The 20,878-nt window shown below is 42.6% G+C and carries 19 protein-coding genes and 1 pseudogene; 7 read left to right on the plus strand and 13 right to left on the minus strand.

The genetic code is table 11. The features are described from left to right. Positions 1 to 193: 193 nt before the first annotated feature. The 3 genes from BLV90_RS11530 to BLV90_RS11540 form a co-directional block, all read right to left on the minus strand. The gene (locus tag BLV90_RS11530) at positions 194 to 745 is read right to left on the minus strand and encodes a GNAT family N-acetyltransferase (protein ID WP_177168030.1); all 552 of its coding nucleotides are present in this window, start codon (positions 743 to 745) and stop codon (positions 194 to 196) included. A gap of 109 nt (positions 746 to 854) precedes the next feature. Next, positions 855 to 1,847: a zinc-binding dehydrogenase gene (locus tag BLV90_RS11535; protein ID WP_091741015.1), complete on the minus strand. Its 993-nt coding sequence runs from the start codon at positions 1,845 to 1,847 to the stop codon at positions 855 to 857. Between the two features lie 109 nt (positions 1,848 to 1,956). Then, entirely contained in the window at positions 1,957 to 2,721 is a 765-nt protein-coding gene (locus BLV90_RS11540) for an RDD family protein (RefSeq protein ID WP_091741018.1), read from the minus strand. Positions 2,722 to 2,781: 60 nt separating this feature from the next. Here BLV90_RS11540 and BLV90_RS11545 point away from each other — a divergent pair, with 60 nt between their 5' ends. Further along, a complete protein-coding gene (locus tag BLV90_RS11545; RefSeq protein ID WP_091741021.1) occupies positions 2,782 to 3,753 on the plus strand; it encodes a stage II sporulation protein M in 972 nt (323 codons plus the stop codon). A 101-nt stretch (positions 3,754 to 3,854) separates the two neighbouring features. Here BLV90_RS11545 and BLV90_RS11550 read toward each other — a convergent pair whose 3' ends face one another. Next, positions 3,855 to 5,033: a pyridoxal phosphate-dependent aminotransferase gene (locus BLV90_RS11550; RefSeq protein WP_091741024.1), complete on the minus strand. Its 1,179-nt coding sequence runs from the start codon at positions 5,031 to 5,033 to the stop codon at positions 3,855 to 3,857. A gap of 722 nt (positions 5,034 to 5,755) precedes the next feature. Between BLV90_RS11550 and BLV90_RS11555 the strand changes: the two genes are divergently transcribed. Beyond that, the gene (locus tag BLV90_RS11555; RefSeq protein WP_091741026.1) at positions 5,756 to 6,922 is read left to right on the plus strand and encodes an MFS transporter; all 1,167 of its coding nucleotides are present in this window, start codon (positions 5,756 to 5,758) and stop codon (positions 6,920 to 6,922) included. Between the two features lie 563 nt (positions 6,923 to 7,485). Here the strand turns inward: BLV90_RS11555 and BLV90_RS11560 are convergent. Next, positions 7,486 to 8,991 carry an AAA family ATPase gene (locus tag BLV90_RS11560; protein WP_091741028.1) on the minus strand — a complete coding sequence of 502 codons (1,506 nt, stop codon included), beginning with the start codon at positions 8,989 to 8,991 and terminating at the stop codon, positions 7,486 to 7,488. Beyond that, positions 8,984 to 9,514 (minus strand): hypothetical protein, encoded by a 531-nt coding sequence (locus tag BLV90_RS11565; protein ID WP_091741030.1) that lies wholly within the window; start codon positions 9,512 to 9,514, stop codon positions 8,984 to 8,986. The genes BLV90_RS11560 and BLV90_RS11565 overlap by 8 nt, the downstream gene beginning before the upstream one ends. Positions 9,515 to 9,841: 327 nt before the next feature. On the opposite strand from BLV90_RS11565, the gene BLV90_RS11570 reads away from it, so the two are divergent. Further along, the gene (locus BLV90_RS11570; RefSeq protein ID WP_091741032.1) at positions 9,842 to 10,036 is read left to right on the plus strand and encodes a hypothetical protein; all 195 of its coding nucleotides are present in this window, start codon (positions 9,842 to 9,844) and stop codon (positions 10,034 to 10,036) included. 77 nt (positions 10,037 to 10,113) lie between these two features. On the opposite strand, the gene BLV90_RS11575 is transcribed toward BLV90_RS11570, so the two are convergent. Together BLV90_RS11575 and BLV90_RS11580 are read right to left on the minus strand one after the other, a co-directional pair. Continuing rightward, complete coding sequence (locus tag BLV90_RS11575; protein ID WP_091741034.1) at positions 10,114 to 11,406, minus strand: amidohydrolase family protein; 1,293 nt, start codon at positions 11,404 to 11,406, stop codon at positions 10,114 to 10,116. A 137-nt stretch (positions 11,407 to 11,543) separates the two neighbouring features. Beyond that, positions 11,544 to 12,362, minus strand: coding sequence for a class I SAM-dependent methyltransferase (locus tag BLV90_RS11580; protein WP_091741036.1), 819 nt, complete (start codon positions 12,360 to 12,362; stop codon positions 11,544 to 11,546). Positions 12,363 to 12,732: 370 nt separating this feature from the next. On the opposite strand from BLV90_RS11580, the gene BLV90_RS11585 reads away from it, so the two are divergent. Then, the gene (locus BLV90_RS11585) at positions 12,733 to 13,707 is read left to right on the plus strand and encodes an arsenic resistance protein (protein ID WP_091741038.1); all 975 of its coding nucleotides are present in this window, start codon (positions 12,733 to 12,735) and stop codon (positions 13,705 to 13,707) included. Positions 13,708 to 13,951: 244 nt separating this feature from the next. Here the strand turns inward: BLV90_RS11585 and BLV90_RS11590 are convergent, their stop codons facing one another. Beyond that, on the minus strand, positions 13,952 to 14,377 hold the full coding sequence (locus BLV90_RS11590; RefSeq protein WP_091741041.1) for a hypothetical protein: 426 nt from the start codon (positions 14,375 to 14,377) through the stop codon (positions 13,952 to 13,954). A gap of 326 nt (positions 14,378 to 14,703) precedes the next feature. On the opposite strand from BLV90_RS11590, the gene BLV90_RS11595 reads away from it, so the two are divergent. Beyond that, positions 14,704 to 15,036 carry a hypothetical protein gene (locus BLV90_RS11595; protein WP_091741044.1) on the plus strand — a complete coding sequence of 111 codons (333 nt, stop codon included), beginning with the start codon at positions 14,704 to 14,706 and terminating at the stop codon, positions 15,034 to 15,036. 18 nt (positions 15,037 to 15,054) lie between these two features. On the opposite strand, the gene BLV90_RS11600 is transcribed toward BLV90_RS11595, so the two are convergent. Beyond that, a complete protein-coding gene (locus tag BLV90_RS11600) occupies positions 15,055 to 16,452 on the minus strand; it encodes a tetratricopeptide repeat protein (protein ID WP_091741047.1) in 1,398 nt (465 codons plus the stop codon). 314 nt (positions 16,453 to 16,766) lie between these two features. Between BLV90_RS11600 and BLV90_RS11605 the strand changes: the two genes are divergently transcribed. After that, positions 16,767 to 17,237 (plus strand): hypothetical protein, encoded by a 471-nt coding sequence (locus BLV90_RS11605; RefSeq protein WP_091741050.1) that lies wholly within the window; start codon positions 16,767 to 16,769, stop codon positions 17,235 to 17,237. 252 nt (positions 17,238 to 17,489) lie between these two features. Here BLV90_RS11605 and BLV90_RS11610 read toward each other — a convergent pair whose 3' ends face one another. Both BLV90_RS11610 and BLV90_RS11615 read right to left on the minus strand, forming a co-directional pair. Next, entirely contained in the window at positions 17,490 to 19,970 is a 2,481-nt protein-coding gene (locus BLV90_RS11610) for a heavy metal translocating P-type ATPase (RefSeq protein ID WP_091741053.1), read from the minus strand. A 28-nt stretch (positions 19,971 to 19,998) separates the two neighbouring features. Beyond that, positions 19,999 to 20,370 (minus strand): ArsR/SmtB family transcription factor, encoded by a 372-nt coding sequence (locus BLV90_RS11615; protein ID WP_245726336.1) that lies wholly within the window; start codon positions 20,368 to 20,370, stop codon positions 19,999 to 20,001. Positions 20,371 to 20,474: 104 nt separating this feature from the next. On the opposite strand from BLV90_RS11615, the pseudogene BLV90_RS11620 reads away from it, so the two are divergent. After that, positions 20,475 to 20,699 (plus strand): annotated as a pseudogene (locus tag BLV90_RS11620) (hypothetical protein); the annotation flags it as partial. On the opposite strand, the gene BLV90_RS11625 reads toward BLV90_RS11620, so the two are convergent. Further along, positions 20,696 to 20,878, minus strand: a 183-nt coding sequence (locus BLV90_RS11625; protein WP_143035045.1) for a zinc ribbon domain-containing protein, incomplete at its 5' end; no start/stop codon positions are given. The pseudogene BLV90_RS11620 and the gene BLV90_RS11625 sit on opposite strands and share 4 nt — an antisense overlap.

The following is a 20,878-nucleotide window of genomic DNA, read 5'->3' on the forward strand; positions in this document are numbered from 1 at the left end:
GTAACATTTCTTTAGAGTTAAGAATATAAATCAGCTTTAGATCGTTCATAGCAACCTTTGTGTTGATTACAAGGGTTGCTAATATACCTTTTTGAGAGGATGGGCAAAAACACCCATGTTCGCGTGGTCGTCCATGCACATGATTAATAAAAGACAGAAGATCCCTTGGGACCTCTGTCTTTGAAAGTTAATTTCATACAAGTTTATGATCGTCATATTGTTCTTTTGTCAGGCGATATAGTACATGCCAGCTTAGGGGATGATCCTTCGTCAAACGTGTATGTTGGAAGTCTCCCTCTTTATCATGTATTAGGCCAATTTTCTCCATTACACGTCTAGAGGCGACATTTTGAGGAACTGTGAAAGAGATAATCTCTGTAAGACCATAGTCTGTAAATCCTTTGTGCAATAGTTTTTTTGCTGCCTCGGTAGCGTAACCTTGATTCCAGTACATAGGTGATATTTTCCAACCTATCTCTACGCAGGGAGTGAAGTGCGCAGGAAAGTCGCGGTATAAAAGTCCGATGCACCCGATAAATTGTTTATTTTCCTTTAATCGCAATGAGAAAATTGACCACCCACGACTTTCTTGGTGATCCTTATAACGGTTAATCATTTCCGCTACTTCTTTTTCGTTGTATAGCTTAGGAAAGTACTTCATTGCTTGGGGGTCCTGATGGAGATTAGTAAACAGCGCAAGATCTCCGGGCTCCCAATCACCTAAGACAAGGCGTTTGGTCTCCATATGGATCATTCTCCCACTAGCCTCCTATATGACAACACTAATTACCCTTGTGTTGGTAGTCTGCAAGGACCTTGTTAATTGCATGCCGGGTAATACTAGCGAGTTTAAATTAATCCATCCGTAGAGCGATATTTCCGTATTGCTCTCCATCTTGTATACGCTTTAATGCACTTGCAGCTTCTTCAAGGGGATAGACTCGATCCACAATAGGATGAATTTGATGGTTCTCCATAAATTGAATCGTCTCTTTAAACTCCTCTGCACAGCCCAGGGTTGTACCGATTAATTCAAACTGTCCAAAGAAGAAGGGGCGGAGAGGGATTATCACTTCAGGACCGCTGGTTTCACCGAAATTGACTAACCTCCCTCCTGGTCGAAGTTGAGCTAAGGATTGGGGAAAGGTTGCAGGTCCCACGCTATCAATAATTAGGTGGGCTTTTTCACCATTCATCTGTTCATTCCAATCCCTACTACTATCAATAGCCTGGTCCGCGCCCATATCTAAAGCGCGCTGTCTTTTAACCTCATCCCGGGAAGTAACGGTAACCCTTGCGCCTGCAGCTTTTGCCATCAAGAGCATAAAGGTGGCTACCCCGCTACCAATTCCAACGATCAGTACATGTTCACCTGGTTGCAATCGTCCTCGGGTAAAGAGTGCACGGTACCCTGTAAGTGCCGCTATTGGAAGGACGCTCGCCTCCTCCCAACTAAGATAGGCTGGCTTAGGTTCTATATTTGCGGCTGGAACGACAATTTTCTCTGCAAACGTACCCGCTGTGGGGACTCCGAGGATATCAAAGGTATCTGGTGGTGCATCACTCTTATGAGGCCAACCTAGGCTTGGATTGATAATAACTTCTTGTCCAACAGTTAATTGAGTAGTCCCTTCTCCTAATTTCTCGATAATCCCTGCACCATCGGATCCAAGAATCAATGGTTCTTCGGGAGAATGATCCCTTTGCTGTACTCTTAAGTCGCGATGATTCAAGCCAGCAGATTTCAGGGTGATGCGTACTTCTCCCTTGCCAGGCTCGATTTCAGGCATTTCCTGCACTTTTAATCCATCAAGGCCCTTAGGGAAAACATGTGTAACAGCTTTCATATAAAAAAGACCTCCTTTAAAACTATCTGCTTTATGTTAACCTTTCCCTCTTCTACGGTAATATTATCACGGCCAATCAAATTTTCGTTATTGATTGGCCGTGATAATATTAGGAGCTCATTTGGTGGTGGTTATCATCTGCACTTAAATATAGATAAGCAGCTTCAAGAGCGGCTTCTTCTTGCCCCTTTTCAATGGGTGAATTAGGGAATAACTGTGTAACCATCTTCTCTGCTAACTGTTGCCGCCGTTCCTTTAATAATTCCTGCCGACGTGAAAGGAATCGGGCAATCCATGTCCAGTGTTCTACAGTAAGGGTAGTCATTGTTTTACTTTGAATTAGCTTTTCTGTCTGTGAATGAAGAAGCGTAATGGATGGCTGAGTTGTTTTTTCGTCGTGAATGACCAGTGTCCCAGCCGCTAAATCTCCTAAGCGTTTTTCATGTTTTTGGAGCACTACAGTCGTGAGGCCAATTAAATAAAAGATAGGCATTGCATCCACGATTCGCAAAATATTGCGCAGGAGGATGGTAGCAAAACTAGGCACGGTACCCTGGTCAGTTACCACACGCAATCCTACAGCCATTTTACCGATAGTGCGACCTGAGAGGAAGGTTTCTGCTAACGTAAAGTAGCATAAGGGCATAAAAAGGATGACTACCAAAGACACCCCTCTTATGACGGATGTCCAAAAGGGAGTCCCCATCGATTCTGCTAGAAGCGAAAACAGTAAGAAAAATAGTGCGAAAAAAAGCATAAGAATCCCCAAAACTATCCAGTCGATCAAAAGAGAAACTCCTCGGGATCCAATTCCAGCTGTATGTAATTCTAGTGATACATATTCGGGTGTTGTCACACGCACACGATTTTTCATGACAAACTCCTTTCAAGTAACCAACATGGTACAATAAATAACGGAGGTGAATTTCTCTAGATGAGTGTACCTACGGCGCGACGAATTCAACAATTTGTGCAAAGAAATAGACCCCATTGGGAAGAAACAAAGAAATTGATTAACTCTGTTGATGGAAAAAAAGGTGAACGTTCTACTTTGGATCAATTGGGGCGTTCTTATCGGCAGACAGCCGCTCATCTGGCATATGCTCGTACATACTTTCCCGATCATCCAATCGTCCAGGAACTAAACTCTTTGGTTCTTCAAGCCCATAAACGAATTTACGGTCATGTTTCTCAAAAAAATGCACGACAAGTCCTCCGCTTTTTCCTTAACGATTTTCCGTCCCTTTTTCATGAACGAGCCCATTTTTTCTTATTCGCAATGGGAACTTTCCTTGTAGGAGCTATTTTCGCCTTTATCACGGTAATGATGGATCCTTCCCAAGCAGATGCCGTCCTCCCACCAGGAATGGTGGATCAGATTCAACCTGGCCAAATTGGGCAAAATCAGTGGGATTCTGCTCTAGTATCAGGGGAACTGATGGTTAATAACATACGGGTTGCTTTTTTCTGTTTTGCTCTTGGTGCTTTGTTCGGAGTAGGAACCCTTTGGGCCCTATTTACCAATGGATTACTCATTGGCGCTCTAGCAGCCTTGTATCATCGTATCGGAGAAAGCTATTCGTTTTGGGCTTTTATTTGGCCCCATGGGTTAATAGAATTAACGGCTATTTTCATTGCAGGGGCTGCTGGCCTCTCCCTAGCTCGATCTTGGCTGATTCCCGGAGACTATACACGAGTTACTTCATTTAAGCAGGAAGGGAAAGTAACGATCCTAATGGTGATCGGAGTCATTCCTATGTTTGTGATCGCCGCATTGATCGAAGCCTTTATCACCCCTGCTCCCTGGCCGATTTGGAGTAAGTATCTAGTCGCCATCATTACATTAATCAGCCTATTCCTCTATTTTGGGAGCCCATTTTTCAAGGGAGTTATACGACGATCATAAGATCCCTTACATAGTGTATCTTACCATGTTGAAAGCCATGAATCCCGACATAAAATATAAATGCCCGTCTTCTTTATAAAGAAGACGGGCATTTATATTACTTATTTACTTTTTATAAACCGACTGATGCGGTCACAAGCCTCTTGTAGCTGTTCCAGTGAAGTGGCATAAGAAAGGCGTACATGATTAGCAGAGCCAAAAGCAGAACCAGGAACCGTCGCTACTTTTTCTTCCTCCAGTAGACCCTTAACCCATGCATCAGCAGAGTCGAATCCTCCCTGCTTCGCGGCTTCTTTTACATTGGCAAAGACATAAAAGGCACCTTTTGGTGTATCACAGGATACCCCTTCCATCTTCTGTAAGCGGCCAACTAGATAATCCCGTCGTTCCTTAAAAGCGGCCAGCATTTGCTTAACAGGTTCTTGGGTGCCATCTAGCGCTTCCAAGGCTGCGTACTGAGCTATCGATGTTGGGTTGGAAGTACTATGGCTAGATAGGCTTGTCATTCCTTTGATGATACGAGCATCCCCTGCCGCATAACCGATCCGCCAGCCAGTCATCGCATAGGTTTTGGATACCCCATTGATAATTACCGTGTTTGACTTTAATTCAGGGCTGATGGCAGCAATACTGATATGTTTATCGTCTCCATAAATTAAGTGCTCATAAATTTCATCGGAGACAATGACAAGATCATGGTCAAGGCAGATTGCCCCAAGCGCCTCAAGTTCTTCCCGGTCATACATCGCACCTGTAGGATTAGACGGGCTGTTGAGCAAAAACGCACCCGTTCTCTCCGTGATAGCCTCCTTCAACTGTTCGGGGGTTATTTTAAAACCATTCTCTTCTTTTCCCTCGATAATGACAGGTACACCACCAGCAAGCTTTACCTGTTCAATATAGCTAACCCAATAGGGAGCTGGAATAATCACTTCGTCACCCTCATCAAGAATGACCTGAAATAGGTTATAGAGAGCATGCTTGGCCCCAACCGTAACAGTAATCTCATTCCCACTGTAAGAAAGGCCATTATCCCGTTCCAGCTTTTTGACTATTGCTTCCTTCAATTCTGTGATACCACCGGCTGGTGTATACTTGGTATGACCTTCACGCATCGATTGGATTGCAGCATCCAAGATGTGAGCTGGTGTGTTAAAATCAGGCTCCCCCGCCCCAAGGACGATAACATCATGCCCTTGTTTTTTTAATTCGTTTGCAGTCGATGTGATTTCGATAGTTTTGGATGGCGTTAAACTTTGTACCCTTTGGGACAATTTCATGGATTTGTGTTACTCCCCTCAAAACTTCGTTGATTACGGCCATTTTACCATAAGACCGCGGACTTTCAACCTCTGCTCATCGTTGGCCATGGCCTCATACCGCTCGATCAGCCTAGCGAGGATTGCCATAGATCGGCTTTGTGCGGCCATGAATGCCGCATCCTCATATTTGACTCGAAACTCAGCTGGTTTTAAGATCGGTCCGACCGATCATTATCGCATGTATTCCTCACAACAGGTTTATTGGGGCCTTATCAAGGCCTTCTTTTTTGCCTTAAAAGGATATATATACCTTTGATGGTATATAATGAGTAAAATTACTAGTATACCAATAATTACAGATTGAAAATTATTCCGTAATCCATTAAATTTATTTTAGATAGAGAAAAAACCGATGAAAACATAGAATTGGGACTCTATGATCCTAAGAGATGACGAAATGTATTTCCCCTTGACACCAGGTTCCCATATTTAATAATTTCGAAAAACAGGTAGCATGACTTTCATGGGTAAGACCTTCTTTCCAGAGGCTTGCCGTCAACCCCCCCTTTTCTGAATAGGGGGTTCTTTTAAATACGTATACTAATGGAAGAACCCCCTAACTAGAGTGCTCCCAAAGAAATTGCCTCTGTTCATTTTTGACTAAACTAGGGCTCTCCATCCTCATTGAAAATAAGTTTCTCGGCGCTCTAAATCCTTCTAATCTGAGAGGAAGATATAAGTTGAAAAATAGAAAAAGAACTTATATATATATCTTAGCAATATTTCTTGCTGCTATTAATTTGCGTATGGGGATTACTTCGATCTCACCTTTATTAGAGACCATCCGTAAAGACTTAAATATGAGTAACTTTACGGTTAGCTTTTTGACATCGATTCCTGTTTTATGTATGGGAGTGTTTGCATTACTTACAGGTAAAGTATACAAGCGGTGGGGAACGGAAAAAGCAATCGTAGTTTGTCTTCTATTAATTGGAGCTGCAACATTTATGAGATCATTTACTTCTTCAGTTCTCCCATTACTTATTACCGCTCTTTTAATTGGGATTGGTATTGGACTTATAGGTCCGTTGCTATCTGGATTTATTAAGGAGCGCTTTCCTACTAAGATTGGTTTGATGATTGGAATCAATACATTTGGTATGGTAGCAGGCGTTGCCTTAAGTTCGGGAATAACTGTCCCTTTACAGCATGAATTTAAAGGGTCTTGGAATATGGCTCTTGCATTTTGGGGTATATTTGCTATTGTTGCCCTTTTCTTCTGGTTTTCTATTATGAAAGAAGATAAGGGAACAAGAACACACGATAGGCAAAACAATCGATTGCCATTAAAAAATAAGAAAGCAAGGTTGTTTACCCTCTTTTTTGGATTACAAGCCGGTATTTTTTATTTTGTTACTACGTGGTTTGCTCCAGCGATTCAAAGTACAGGGGCAAGTAGTCAGCAAGCTGGAGCTCTTATTACGCTTTTTACACTTGTTCAAATGGTATTTACCTTTGTAATTCCTACTTTAGCGGATTATTATAAAAATAGAGCTTTTTGGTTTCTGGGGAGTTTATGTTTCGTATTAGTAGGGTTGTTATTCATGGTAAATCCATTGACTACACCTTGGTTATCTTCCATTTTATTAGGGATTGGTCTTGGGGGATTATTTCCACTAGCACTTATGTTACCGTTGAATGCAGTAAAAACATCAGCAGACGCGGGCGCATGGTCTGCTATGATGCAGTCAGGGGGGTATATAATAGGTGGAATCATCCCTATTTTAGCAGGTGTTATACGTGATTTTTTTCACGGACATCAACAGGGTTTTATCATAATGGCACTTCTATGTGTGATTTTGATGATTTTTATTTTACGGCCTTCCTTCTTGAAACAAGACGACTAGTCACTTTTTAAAACATCGTCCTTCTATTTCTTTCTTTGTTCCTCATTGATTCAGAGACCGCCTTTTCCCTTTATTGGGCAAGGCTCTGAAATCGGCCGATGCTCCTTCTACCCCAAATTGCCGTTTTTTTATGTTTGTTTCGCAAATCCGAGCGATAAAGAGTGCTGCTAGATTGGCCAACTTGCTTTTCAACCTCTAAAGGTGGCGATGCAGACCTGGTAAAGCGACCATATGGTCGCTTTACTTACTTCACGGAATTACAAAAACAAACTAAGTTGGCCAACGTTTTTTCGTTTGAATTCACAAATAAAGCCCTTCTTTCCGCCTTTCTAAGCCGTTTTAGAAACAGAAGTAAGGGGATTGGATGGGGCTTTTTAAGTCATAAAGGTCGTGCTCGCTATTCTTCCATATGGCTTAATCCCATAGAGATTCATACGAGATTGCTGTGGACAGAGACGGTCACAGCGTTGGAAGACAAGTTGCCTCCAAATCCTCTGTGACCGTCTCAAGAACCAATCTGCCTGCACAAGGTTGGTATATCTTTGTTTTAATTTGCCCTTCCATCAACTACCGATGGATACAGGCTCCTTTGTATATCGCTTCAATAATATCCGGAATTGCTCCCCTGATAATAACTCCTCCTTGAGCAATACCTCGAGGGCTTGTTCAAAGACCGTGGAATAACGGTTTAGTAATTGGACAGTCATTCCATGGAGCTGTTTTAGAATTTCCGCAGACTCTTGATGCAAAATTTCTTTCCCTACTAAATTCATATCAATAATGCCAAGATCCGATAAGCCTGATTCGATCAAAGTCTTGGTATAGTGATTCGCCTGTTCATAATCGTTTTGTGCTCCTGTGGAACGATTTCCATAGATCTGCTCCTCTGCAGCAGCACCTGCTAAGCAGATCATAATTTGGTCTTCAATCTGTTTTCGAGTATATAGATATTGATCTTGACCTGGATGGTGACGGACATAACCAAGGGCTTGCCCGCGGGGAGCGAGGGATACTTGTGAAACGGACTCCGGCCGTACCCATTCAGAAGCAATCGCATGGCCAAGTTCATGGATAGCGACTCGCTCACGTTCTTCCTGTGTTGCCTCTCGGTCAGTTTTTTCCCCCATCATCACCTTGTCGATCGCTTGGGATAGGTGTTCTTGGCGAATGACATCACTTTTGTCGCGCATGGCATAAATGGCTGCTTCATTTGTCAGACTCTCCAACTGGGCACCAGAGAAGCCAAAGGTTTCCGTTGCGAGCTGCTCAATCTCTACACCTTCTGCTAAAGGTTTATTTTTTGTATGCAGATGGAGAATCATACTACGGGCTTTTTTATCCGGAAGGTCCACAGAAATGTGGCGATCAAACCGTCCTGGCCGTAAAAGAGCAAAATCTAACATATCTTTACGGTTTGTAGCCGCTATGACTAACACCTGAATATCTTGATCCGTGGTGATGCCATCCATTTCCGTTAAGAGCTGGTTAAGAGTCTGATCATACTCTCTGTGTTGAGAGCCTTCCCGTCGCCCGCCGATTACATCAATCTCATCAATAAAGATGATGGCACTGTTCTTCTTGCTTCTCTTAGCTCCGGTACGAGCTTCCTGAAATAGTTCACGAATTCGTTGAGCACCAACACCTACGTACATTTCTACAAACTCACTTCCTGACGTAGTAACAAAAACGGAGTCGGTATAGTGAGCAGCTGCTTTGGCCATTAAGGTTTTGCCTGTACCAGGAGGGCCTGATAGTAAAATCCCCTTGATGGGACGAATTCCATAATCATGGAGTTTTGTACGATGGATTAGAAAATCTAATGCTTCCTTCAATTCCTCCTTTGAGCGCTGCTGACCCCCAATATTTTCAAAGGAGAGGTTAGGAACAGAATCTTTTCTCCGAGTTCGCTTCTTTTGCCCAAAGCCAGGGCTTCCTGAACGTGATCGAAATAACCACCAGCCCATAATGGCAATACCGACTGCTACAAACAAGGGAAATGGGCTGACTCCAAGGTAGATCAGGAACAACAAAAGAGCAGGTGCAGCACCAATAGCAATCGCTTTACCCATTATCTTTCACCCCGCTTTCCTGTTTATTCAAAGGAAGGACTCGATAGAGACGCTGATTATCTTTTTTTAATTCGATATAAACATGGCTTTTATCCATAAAGACCTTCGCATTAATCTGGCTAGCCTTGGCTTCTTTAGAAACGGTTTGTGGAATTTTTGTATAGCGTTTAAGAGCGATCCCTTCTTGGATACCAAAATTTATTCGGTTCCAAGACTCCAATAGTTCACCCTCCGATTGATGCTTGATCAATATGGAGAGCTCTCTGCCTCTTGTGAACTTGCTTAACTTCTTTCTTAAAGGGATATAATCTTTACTCAACGAGAAATCACGACTGGGTATTAGACGAACTGTAATCTCATTGGGTGAAGCGTCGAGCATATATTTTTGGATATGGGAAGTCTTCGCAAGTGTCTCCTCCATGGGGTTTTCAATTTGTAACTTCTGATAAACAAAAAATCCCCCAAACAAAAGCAAGAGGCTGACAACCAGACTCGCGGCAATCATTGGCCAGCGGTTCTGCATTTTGCCACGCCTCCTTTCTATGAACAATGTGTCGAAAATCATATATCAATAAGTATATCACAAAATATATATCCATCGTGTTAAGGATTATCTTTCCTTATTTTCGCGCTCTCAGATGGTAATTCCTGTTTTTGAACAAATAAATTGAACAAATATTTCGATTGATTAAGACCCTTTTCTACCCAGTGTACGAAGGGGATGGTTCCATTATCACCCGATCACAGCAAGACCCCCGCGACAACGGGTCGGAGGGTCTACAGAGAAAATGTGGTTCGGTTAACGATGGATGCTGAGGTGATAATAAGCTTACGCAAGGAGGTGAGCCACATGGATGCTTCCTCTTCCCCCAGCTGGCTAATTACCCATTTGGAAAGCCGTTTTTCTGGAGAGGAACTGGAGAATATCCTCGGATGCTTACAGGCGGAATCCTGGGCATCTCCCTCAGAAAGAAGACGCAGGTGGTCACAAGAGACCATGGAAATCCCTTTGCGTTTTCAACTGGAGTTGGATATGGAAGTCTAATTATAGTCCTATTGTAACTTATTTTCTCCTACCTATACCTCTCACTAAATTTTCCCTGCTCAGGAAGTGGGGGATTTTTATGGTGCAACAGCCTGAAAAGTGCGATCTGCCTCAAAAAGCACACGCTCTTCATCAATCGTAAGTAACTCTTTATTGCGCATGAGCGGACGTCCATTTATATAAACATCCTGGATGTCTTCTCGGGAAGCAGAGTAAACCAATAACGAAATCAGATCATGGGCCGGCCGCAGATGAGCCTTTTCTAAATCAAGAGTAATAAAGTCCGCCATTTTACCAACTTCCAATGTTCCGATCTCATGGTCTAGAAAAAGCGCTTCTGCTCCATAGGAAGTTCCCATCTGCAGGGCAGTCCAGGCTGGGATTACTTCGGGGTTCATTGTACTTCCCTTGTGAATCAAAGCAGCTAAGCGAACCTCCTCCATAATATCTAAGTTATTGTTACTGGCGGCGCCATCGGTACCGAGAGAAGGACGAAGTCCTTTAGCCAGCATTCTTGGCACAGGAGCGATTCCACTGCCCAATTTCAGATTACTCCCAGGATTATGAGAAATCTTCACATCATGTTGCAATAAAATCTCCATCTCTTCCTCGGTCACATGAACCGCATGAGCAATCAGTGTGGGGCGATTAAATACACCAAGTAACTGAAGATGTTTCACCGGACGCATTCCATAGGTCTCGATATGACCTTCCACTTCCCCTTTAGTTTCTGCTAAGTGAATATGGATGGGCAATTTCAATTCCTCTGCATCTGCAACAATTTCCTCAATATAATCGGGTGGACATGTATATGGAGCATGTGGAGACATCATCGTCGTGATGCGTCCATCAGCCCGTCCATGCCAATCTTTAGCAAATTGGTATGCCTCTTTTCGTTTCCAATCCCTTTCCTCTTGTGAACCCAGTCCGATTACGCCCCGACAGAGACTGGCCCGCAATCCAGATTCTTGTACTACCTCTGCCACTCCATCCATGTGATCATACATATCAGCAAAACAGGTCGTCCCACAGCGAACCATCTCGGTAGCAGCAAGCATCGTTCCCCAGTGTACTTGTTCAGCCCCAAAACGTGCTTCGATGGGCCACATATATTTCTCTAGCCACGTTTTCAGTGGAATATCATCAGCAAAGCTACGCAAAAGCGTCATCGTTGCATGACCATGTGTATTGATCCAGCCGGGCATCATGAGCCGCCCACGAAGATCCACGATCTCATCCGCCATAGGAGCTTCCTCTTCAGGACCAATCCAAGCGATCTTGTCATTTTCTACCAGCATTGCTTGTGTTTTTGATGGAGCCACCTCTTCAGTCATTGTTAGAATACGAGTATGAGTAAAGAGTCGTTTCATCTGTACTGTCTCCTTTCTTATCGCATGAATGGGAGGATTTTTCATATTTTACGATATCGTAAAGATAGAGGGGCGACAAGCAGGAATGACAAATTGAAAAAGGCCCAATTTTGGGCCTCAAAAGCTAAGTAGATGGATTAAAACTGATAAAGAAGCAGGCTACTCATTCTTCTCAAAAAAGGTATCTTTGAGAATAGAAGAAATACGGACTTGGATTCATTGCGTCGCTGTGCAAGTTCCGGTGCTTCAAGTAAATATAATTCTTTTTTCAATTGATAACGGGGAATCCATTGTTCAATTACTTGAGCATTTTTAGGTGCCCACCCAAAAGATGCACCGGTTGACTGGATAATCTTACTCAATTTCGCCAACCATATGGCAGAGGGCCTCATTGCATCAAAGGCTAATTGACCGCCACTTGTAAAATGATTAGTTAACCGAGTGAAGAGTTCTTTGACTTCCTTTTCCTTTAAATACATAGTTAATCCCTCTGCAATGATTAACACGGGTTGATCTGTTGGAATCGTCTTTAGCCACTCTGACTCTGTAACCGAGGAGCCAATCATATGATAACCGTTTCTTTCTGGATAAAAATGTCGTCGTAGGTCGATAACTTCAGGGAAATCAATATCATACCATCTTACCTTTGGAGGTACATGAATTCGATTCACACGACTATCTAAGCCACAAGCTAGATGCACGACAGTAGCTTGTGGCTGCTTTTCTAAAAATTGAGTAGCCCATAAGTCCAAGTATTTTGCTCGAATGGTAACTATAATAGAACCTTCCTGGTTTTTACTCATTTTTTCAAAATCATAGTCAATGCTCTGGATAATTTTTTCCGCTACCTCGTCCTTGAGAATGGGATTTTGACTGCGGCTCTCCAATGCTCGACTGTATAGAGTGAATAGGAGCAATTCCTTTTCCGCGGTAAGCTGGACTTTTACCGTATCCATCTAATCCCTCCGTTATATATCGGGTATTAATTATAATCCAGTATATACTGAAAATTGATAAAAAAGGCATTTAAATTTTCTATTTCTAGATGAGGCGTTATTTTCAATATTGCAACCATCCTTAAGAAAATAAAATCATTAAGGTAAGATGTAGCTAGGATTTTGTTATTGGCACTGTATATACTATCTAATCAATTAAGTATTTGGTGGGAGTAAAAAAGTCAGTTACTGCATTACTTATTTGTTTAGTATTCTGTGGAAACAAAATCTCCTGGTAATTGACTTACATTAACGGACATGATATTTTTTTTGAAACCTTGGCGGACATTAAGTTTAGGGCATAGCAATATAAGGAGGAAAAGAAGAAAAAATGGGTTCAAGAGAGCAATTAGAGAAGAATCAAATATGGATCTATGCTTTAGCGCTAATTATTGCTGCTGTAATAGGTTTAATATGGCCAAAATCCAGCGAAAATTTAGATTATACTATCTCATTCGTACTTGCCATTTTAATGTATGGTATGTTTGCACAAATACCGTTTTTACGTTTAAAAGAATCACTAACGAATCGAAAGTACATTTATGCGCTTCTTATAGTGAATTACACACTTGTTCCTATCATTGTTTGGGGGTTAACACGGTTTCTTCCAACCGATCCTGCTTTACTATTAGGTGTATTTTTAGTATTGCTTACTCCGTGCATTGACTACGTCATTGTTTTTACGCATCTTGGTCGTGGGAACGAGAAACTTGTTTTAGTTTCAACACCATTGCTCTTTGTTTCTCAAATGCTTTTATTGCCAATCTATCTTTGGCTTTTTATGGGAAAACAATCGGCAGAAATTGTGAACGTTAAACCGTTTCTCGAATCATTTCTCCTTTTAATTATTATTCCTCTCGTACTTGCTCTACTTACTCAATGGTGGGCAAATCGACAACCACGTGGAGCCCGTATGCTTGATGCTACAGCTTGGCTTCCAGTACCCTTTATGGCATTAACTCTTTTTGTTGTCGTTACATCACAAATCAATAAACTATATACATCTTTTGATTTTATCAGCCAGGTGATCCCTATTTATATAGCATATCTGATTATTGTACCGATTATTGCGCGTATAGTTTCCCGTATATTTCGTTTAGATACCGGAGCAGGACGAGCTTTAATCTTTAGTACTGCAACCCGTAACTCCCTTGTTGTTCTCCCCTTTGCACTTGCTTTACCTGAACCTCTAGACGGATTGGTATCTACTGTGATCGTTACTCAAACAATCATAGAACTTATTGGGGAACTCATTTACATTCCCCTTGTCCCAAAGGTTCTGATGCGAGGAACGGATGAAAGATGAGAAATAAAAGTGAATAGCTCAAAAAAGCCGGTATCCTTAAAGTAGGAAAAACCGGCTTTTCGCTGTTAACAATCCCTTAGCGTAAATTTATGGGAAAAGTTTTTTTGTTTGTATACTCGATGAAAGGACAGGTACTTGAAGTCCCAAACATCAATGCACCCAAAATACAAAAAGGGCCAGGGATCTACCCCTGACCGCTTTATATTTCCTACATCAGCAAAGGATCTTGAAAGAAACCAGTATCTCAGTTTCTTTGTGTTTTTTCAAATTTTACTGCATCATTGGAGAATTTAGCTTCTTTCGAAACGAGGACCGTTTTCAATCCTTTTTTTCCTTTTGTTACTAACACAGTTTTACCTTGTGCTTTTCCAATTTTAACAGCTTCCTTGTATTTTTTCACTTCTTTCGAGGCGAGGACCGTTTTCACAACTTTTTTTCCTTTTGTTACTAACACAGTTTTACCTTTGGCTTTTTCAATTTCAACTTCAACAGCGTCCTTGGCGTTAGCCCCTTTCGGAACGAAGACCGTTTTTACGCCTTTTTGTCCTTTTGTTTCTAACTGTTTGGCTCCATCAAGGTCACTTCCACTCGCAAAGGCTGCTGGCGTAGCGACAGTGGCAAAGAGCGCAAAGGCGGTCGCATAAGGTAAAAAACGACGAATGTTTTTCATGAACACTCACTCCTTTAAGTTAGTATGCCTTAATGGTAAGGGAGTAAGTGTAGCCATACAATGAAAGGATAAAGACAAACTGTCCTGGTTTATAGACGAAATAGGGGTTTGGGGGAATACCACTATAGGGTAATTCGAGTCCCAAAAAGAATACCTTATACAGACAAGCAGTCTTGGTTTGACATCATCTATCAAATTTCCATTATCATTGTGGCATTATGGTTGTTTTTAGGTTTTAGCTAGCTATTTCCTTTTCGGAAGGTAATACATGAATGCTCATGCTCTTCCATAAACATGTACCAAACGGTTTTACAGGAGGGCGCTTTATGGATGCATCGCTCAAGAAAAACGGGTTATCGGTCATTCTTGGTACAGTTGTTGCTATCAATATGATGTTAGCTGGACTTCTCATTGCCAATCAGGTAGTTACACTTCCAGCTTTACCTGTATCTTCAGAATCTGCACACCCTGCTCTACAGACAGAGGTTCAATTAGAATGGGTTGGAAGTCGTATCGTAGGTAACTGGCGGATAGAGCAATATCGTAAGATGGAGGTACAGTTAGACGAAAAAGGGAAGATTGTAAAGAAACGTCCTACACCTGAGATGACCTATATGCGATATTGGAACAAACCAGTAAATAAAGGCAGTCAGGGATGATATCACCCCTGACTGCCTTTATTTTTTTGACGTCGACGGAATTCCCATAGGGATCTGCTCCCAACACTGACGTGTCCCATCAATCTCTCCATCCAATAGATGACATAAACCTTGATAAAAGAGAGGTTCTTTCCATTGAGGAAAGTGCTCACGGGCAGCATGAAAATGGCTAGCAGCCTCTTTTACTTGTTCCTGATCCAATAATACTCGTCCAAGTTGGTAGTATCCGAGTGAACGAGTATATGGGTCCTCAGAATGAGCTACTTGACGTGCAGTGTCCTCAGCGTGAGTAAAGTCTCTACAGTGAACATGCCATCGAGAGCGTAGAATGAGCCATTGTGGATGGGCCATGATCTTCTGAGGTAACTTGCCTAACAGTTTTTCTACCTTTTTTAACTCTCCTTGTTGTAATAAGTACCAAACATACGTAAAAAGATAATCTCGGTTCTGAGGATCCAAAGTTAATCCCTTTTGTATAAGAAGTAATGCTTGCTCACGTTCACCTTTGATCCACATGTTCCAACTAAGCCCATGGTACGCAGAAGCCCGCTTCGGGTCTGTAATGGCTAACTTTCGATACCAACGTAACGCCCCATCGATATCCCCTGTATCCTCAAAGTCCTTAGCGATGGTTTCCATGACTGAAGGGTTATTTGTTTTTTCGTATACAACCGAGCGCCAAAAGTGTACACTTTCCCATTGGCCCGTTTCTTTATAACAGCAAGAAAGATAGTACATCGACTCCCAATCATCAGGATCCAGGCGCAAAGATTGAAAGAACTGAGGAATAGCTTCAGGATAATTACCTAACCGAAAATGACAAGTACCTAAGTTAAACCAGGCATCATTGTTGTCGGGATGGATAGCAAGTGAACGCTTAAACAGACGGATGGCTAGCTCGTCCTCCTCTCGTTGCACTTGAATACAACCAAGCATATGGTGAGCAAATGAAACAAAACGAAGATGATCTGCTGTATCTGCGACAAGTTGGAATTCTCGACTCGCTTCATTCCAGCTTTGTTGTTGAAAATGACTTAAAGCTAAGTAAACCCTTCCCAAGAGAAAATCCGGAGCTTCTTCGACGACTCGATTAAAATATGGCTTAGCCTCACTAAACATACTAAGCTGATAATAACCCTGTCCTTGGCGAAAGGAGCGAACCACTTGACCATCCAGCCAAAACTCTTCTCCGGCTTCTTCTTTTTTAGATTCTGTTACTAATTCAGGGTATTTATTTAGAAGGATCGATACCTGTTCTTCTAGAGTAATCCAACCTTCCAGTATATCTTCACAGTTGCTTTGTATCTCTCTAAATTCTTTCTTCATTCGGGAACGATCTGATTCAGGGACTTCGGAGTAACTCTGGCTGATCTCATCTAGACCTTGTTTCATTTGCTCTAACCATTGATGAAACATCTGTATCCCTCCCTATTCGCAGATTTGTCCGGTATGTTTCAGTATCTCCGTAGGCTGTAGAAGCATGTACTTTTTTTGGAGTTTATGGTTTTTTAGTTTGTTAAGCAGACTTGTTTGAAGTTATCGTGTTAAGTATCACTCAGTATAAATCAATAAAATCTGATCGGGCGACCGTATTCTTCAATTTATGTCACTTTAACACCCTTACAAAGATGTAAGGTTCATGTAAGGTAAATCCATAGTAAGAGACCGATTCAACCAGTAGACTATGGATCAAGAAACATACCAAACAATACAAGGAGCGATTGATAATCATGCAACACGCACGTCGTATTCTGCCCATTATGACCGCCTGTGCGCTCTTTTTCACAGCGACTCCGGCAACCTTCGCATGTGATGGCCATGTCGGAAAAGTAAGTGGAAGTAATCATGTCCAAAAATCTGTAGCAACAGATGAGCCTAAAATGCTAGGAGAAGTCGAAGGAAAAAGAACTTTCTTCTTAGAATTAGATGATTCTGTCCAAAAAGCAAAGGGCAAATGGAGAATTGATGTAGCCAAAGCCAAAAAAGGAATTTTTTATACGCACACTTCCAAAAAAGTAAGTAGTACTAGCTATGTATACATCGCCCCTAAGCAGTTTAAATTAGCTCCTGGCAAGTACCTGGTGTCTGGTCAATTTTATGGAACCGTTGATGGAAAGGAAGTCATAACGGGTGTCGAATATAAGGTCAAAGTGAATAAAGACCATGAAATGAAGATCATTAAAAAGGTTGAGCCAAGATAACTAGAGACTACTGCAAATAAACCGAGGGAAACAAAAGTAGCTCGTTTCTCTTTTGAAAGAGGTTCTAACTTCTACGATAAACCCTTAAAGAACCGATTCTTAAACATAAGGTTGGTTTTTCCCCTGCACTTCGTGTCACGTTTGGTAGTAGGGGATCACTGTACCTAAAAAAGAAATTGAACCTATGGCTATTTTGACCATAGGTTCAATTTCTTTTTCTCCTCTAACTCATTACAAATAATATTGATTGTTTCACTTTCTATCTCTGAGTAGGCGCATGCTGTTTAGAATGACTAGGAGTGCCGCCCCTGTATCGCTAAGAACAGCCATCCATAAGGTCAGCCAATTAGGGACGATTAGTAGTAATGCGAGTAGTTTCACTGCGATAGAAAAAGCGATGTTTTGCTTAATTATAAGAAGTGCCTTGCGGCTGAGCCGGATCATGGAAGGAAGCTTTTCTAAGTTGTCCGCCATTAACACGATATCTGCCGTTTCCATGGCCGTATCGGTCCCCGCACCTCCCATGGCAATCCCTAGATCGGCTTGGGCGAGAGCAGGAGCATCGTTCATGCCGTCTCCAACCATTCCTAATTTGTGCCCTTGACGCTGTATTTCCTGGACCTTCTCCATTTTCTCTTCTGGCAAAAGTCCGGCAAATACTTCATCAACATCTGCTTCTGAACCGATGTGATGGGCTGTTCCTGGCTGATCTCCCGTCAGCATGACCACTTTTTGTATCCCAACCGCTTTTAACTGCTGGACGGTTTGCCGACTCGTGGTTCTGACGCTGTCAGAAATGGCAATCAACCCGAGTATTTGTTGATCAGTTCCTACCAAAACCGGCGTATACCCGATTTCTTGCCACTCTTTCAAGGGTGTTTGCCAATCATTTAAAGCAACCCGAAGACCTTCGAACATTTTTTCATTTCCAACGTAGTAGACTTCCTCATTGATGGTTGCCTGAGCTCCCTTACCTACCCATGCCCGATGGGAAGTACCTTGCTTAGGACCTATGTTCCGTTGGTCAACTTCATGGGTAATCGCCTGTGCAATGGGATGTCGCGATCCTTCTTCGATCCCTGAAGCAACACTGAGAAGATCAGCCTCATCGACTCCTTCCGCCGTCAGAATACGAGTAACCTGAGGTTTCCCTTCGGTTAAGGTACCCGTTTTATCAAAGGCGATAGCCGTTAGTTTACCTGTAATCTCCAAAAAGGCCCCACCCTTAATTAACACACCGTTTTTGGCAGCATTACCGATGGCCGATACGATGGCTACTGGTGTGGAGATCACCAATGCACACGGACAAGCGATAACCAACAACTCCACACCCCGATAGAGCCAATCGCGCCAATCTCCACCGAATAGTGGAGGGAGCACCATAGTCAGCAAAGCCAAAATGAACACAATCGGGGTATAGACCCGAGCAAATCGGTCTACCAAATCTTGAGTGGGTGCTTGTTTTTCCTGTGCCTCTTCGACCAGACGGATAATTTTTGCGAGGGTTGTATCTGCTTCCAGCCGGGTTACTTCTATTTCCACCGCACCGGATTCGTTCACGGTTCCCGCGTAGACTTCATTTCCAGGCATTTTGTCTACGGGTATAGATTCTCCGGTAATAGGAGCTTGGTTAACGGAGGTCGTACCCTCTAGCACAATACCATCCAGTGGAATCTTCTCACCTGGTTTGACCATAATTCGTTGTCCGATGGCAATGGACTCGACATTTTGGCGGATCCATCCACTCGAGGAGGACACCCAAGCTTCAGCTGGGGCTAACTCCATCAGTTCACGAATTGAGGTTCGGGTACGCTCTATACTTTGTGTTTGTAACCAGTTACCAACAGCAAACAGCCAGACAACGAGTGCGCCTTCCGACCATTCTCCAATGAAAGCTGCGCCAATGGCCGCGCCCACCATGAGGACATTCATGTCTAACGATCTGTTTTTTACTGCAAAAAATGCACTTTTGGCTGGTTTGTAGCCTCCTACTAAAATAGCCAAAGAAAAAAACACAGGCCCTGCCAATGGAAGTAATCCCGCTAGATCACTAATAAAACCGAGCAACATCAATAATCCAGCACCACCGACCCAAAGAAGGTGTGAAGAAATTTTTGGAGATTTAGAGACGCTCGTATGACGTGGAGTGGCTCGGTACCCTACTTTAGCCACTTCTTGTTGAATGGCCGCAGTGGTTCCGCTGTGTACAAGGTGCATTTTTCCGGTGGAGAAGTGAACGTTTACAGTATCCACCCATGGGAGGACTCGTAGGTGTTTTTCTATGCTTTGAGCACAGGAACCACAATCCATGCCCTCGACATAAAAGGTTTGGGTGTTGGGCTGTTCTGCCTCGGGCCATATACCAGTAAAACCTAGTCGCTTTAATTGTCGAAGAATAACATCCTGATTAGGCGCATCGCCTTTGATACGCATTTTTCCGGCGCTATAGTGGACCTGGACTTCAGCGACTCCAGGTAACTGAACGATACTTTTTTCAATGGTTTTAGCACAGGAGGGACAATCCATGCCTTGAACACGGATTTCGATGGTTTGTTGGGTTATCTCATGATGTTCACAAATGGAGGACGAACCCTCACAACATGAGGGTATCCCTTCAGGTTTTGGATTTGGTTGTGTGGATGTATAGCAGCAACTCGATGGTTTATCGGGAATCGATGGTGATCCGCTACAACAAGAGGTTTCCTTTTTCTCGGGCCGCTGTTGTTCTGTCATAGGTTCTCCTCCTTTCGCTAATTCGTAGTTATCTGTTCCCATATTTCATGGATGATGCAATTAATTGATAAGCCTCTCCATCTGTCAACGAATAGTACACCAACTTCCCTTCTTTCCGACTGTGGGTTAACCCTCCGTTCTTGAGAAGACGCAAGTGATGGGAAGCAGTCGCAACGGAGATGTCCAGCAGGTGTGCAAAATCGCAGACGCATAACTCTTTTTCTTGTGTCAGGGCAACCATCATTTTCATCCGAGTTGCATCCCCGCAGGCTTTAAAGATAGCCGCTATGCGCTCCATATCGGGTAACTGATTTTTAAGTTGTTGCACCTTTTCAGTATTGGAACAGAATATTTCACAATCCTCCGTTTTGACGGTTGTATTTGCGGGAGAAGTAGTCACCAAAATCTCTCCTTTATTTTGAAATTTCTTTGAGTAACATATTACTCTACTGAGGTAAATATAACAACATTCAAATGAATATCGAAATGAAATTCATTTACCATCCTAATTATCAAGGAGAAAAATTTTATGAGATGAGACCTGCGGTATCTAGTGAGAATTTAATTACTGCATCAGGGGTAGCACCTCTAGAATTTACGATGGAAGTACTGAGAAAATTAGATGTATTTGCACCCGATACATTACATGCATGGTTTGACACTTCCACAGCTGAAGCAGTGGGATTCTTGGGAGCTCCCATCTACCGACAGGATCGATTCCAAGCTTAGACGGTCTGCCCAACCGCAAGTACACGAAGTCCTTCTTGCAAGATGTTCTTGGATGCATTGATGTCTCGGTCATGGTGAGAGTGGCACGTAGGGCATGTCCATGCTCGCAGGTTAAGATTCTTCACATCCTTATTGCGGTAGCCACAGGCGGAGCATAGCTGACTAGAAGGAAATTGTTT

It is taken from the genome of Marininema mesophilum, assembly GCF_900106775.1.
GTDB lineage: Bacteria > Bacillota > Bacilli > Thermoactinomycetales > DSM-45169 > Marininema > Marininema mesophilum.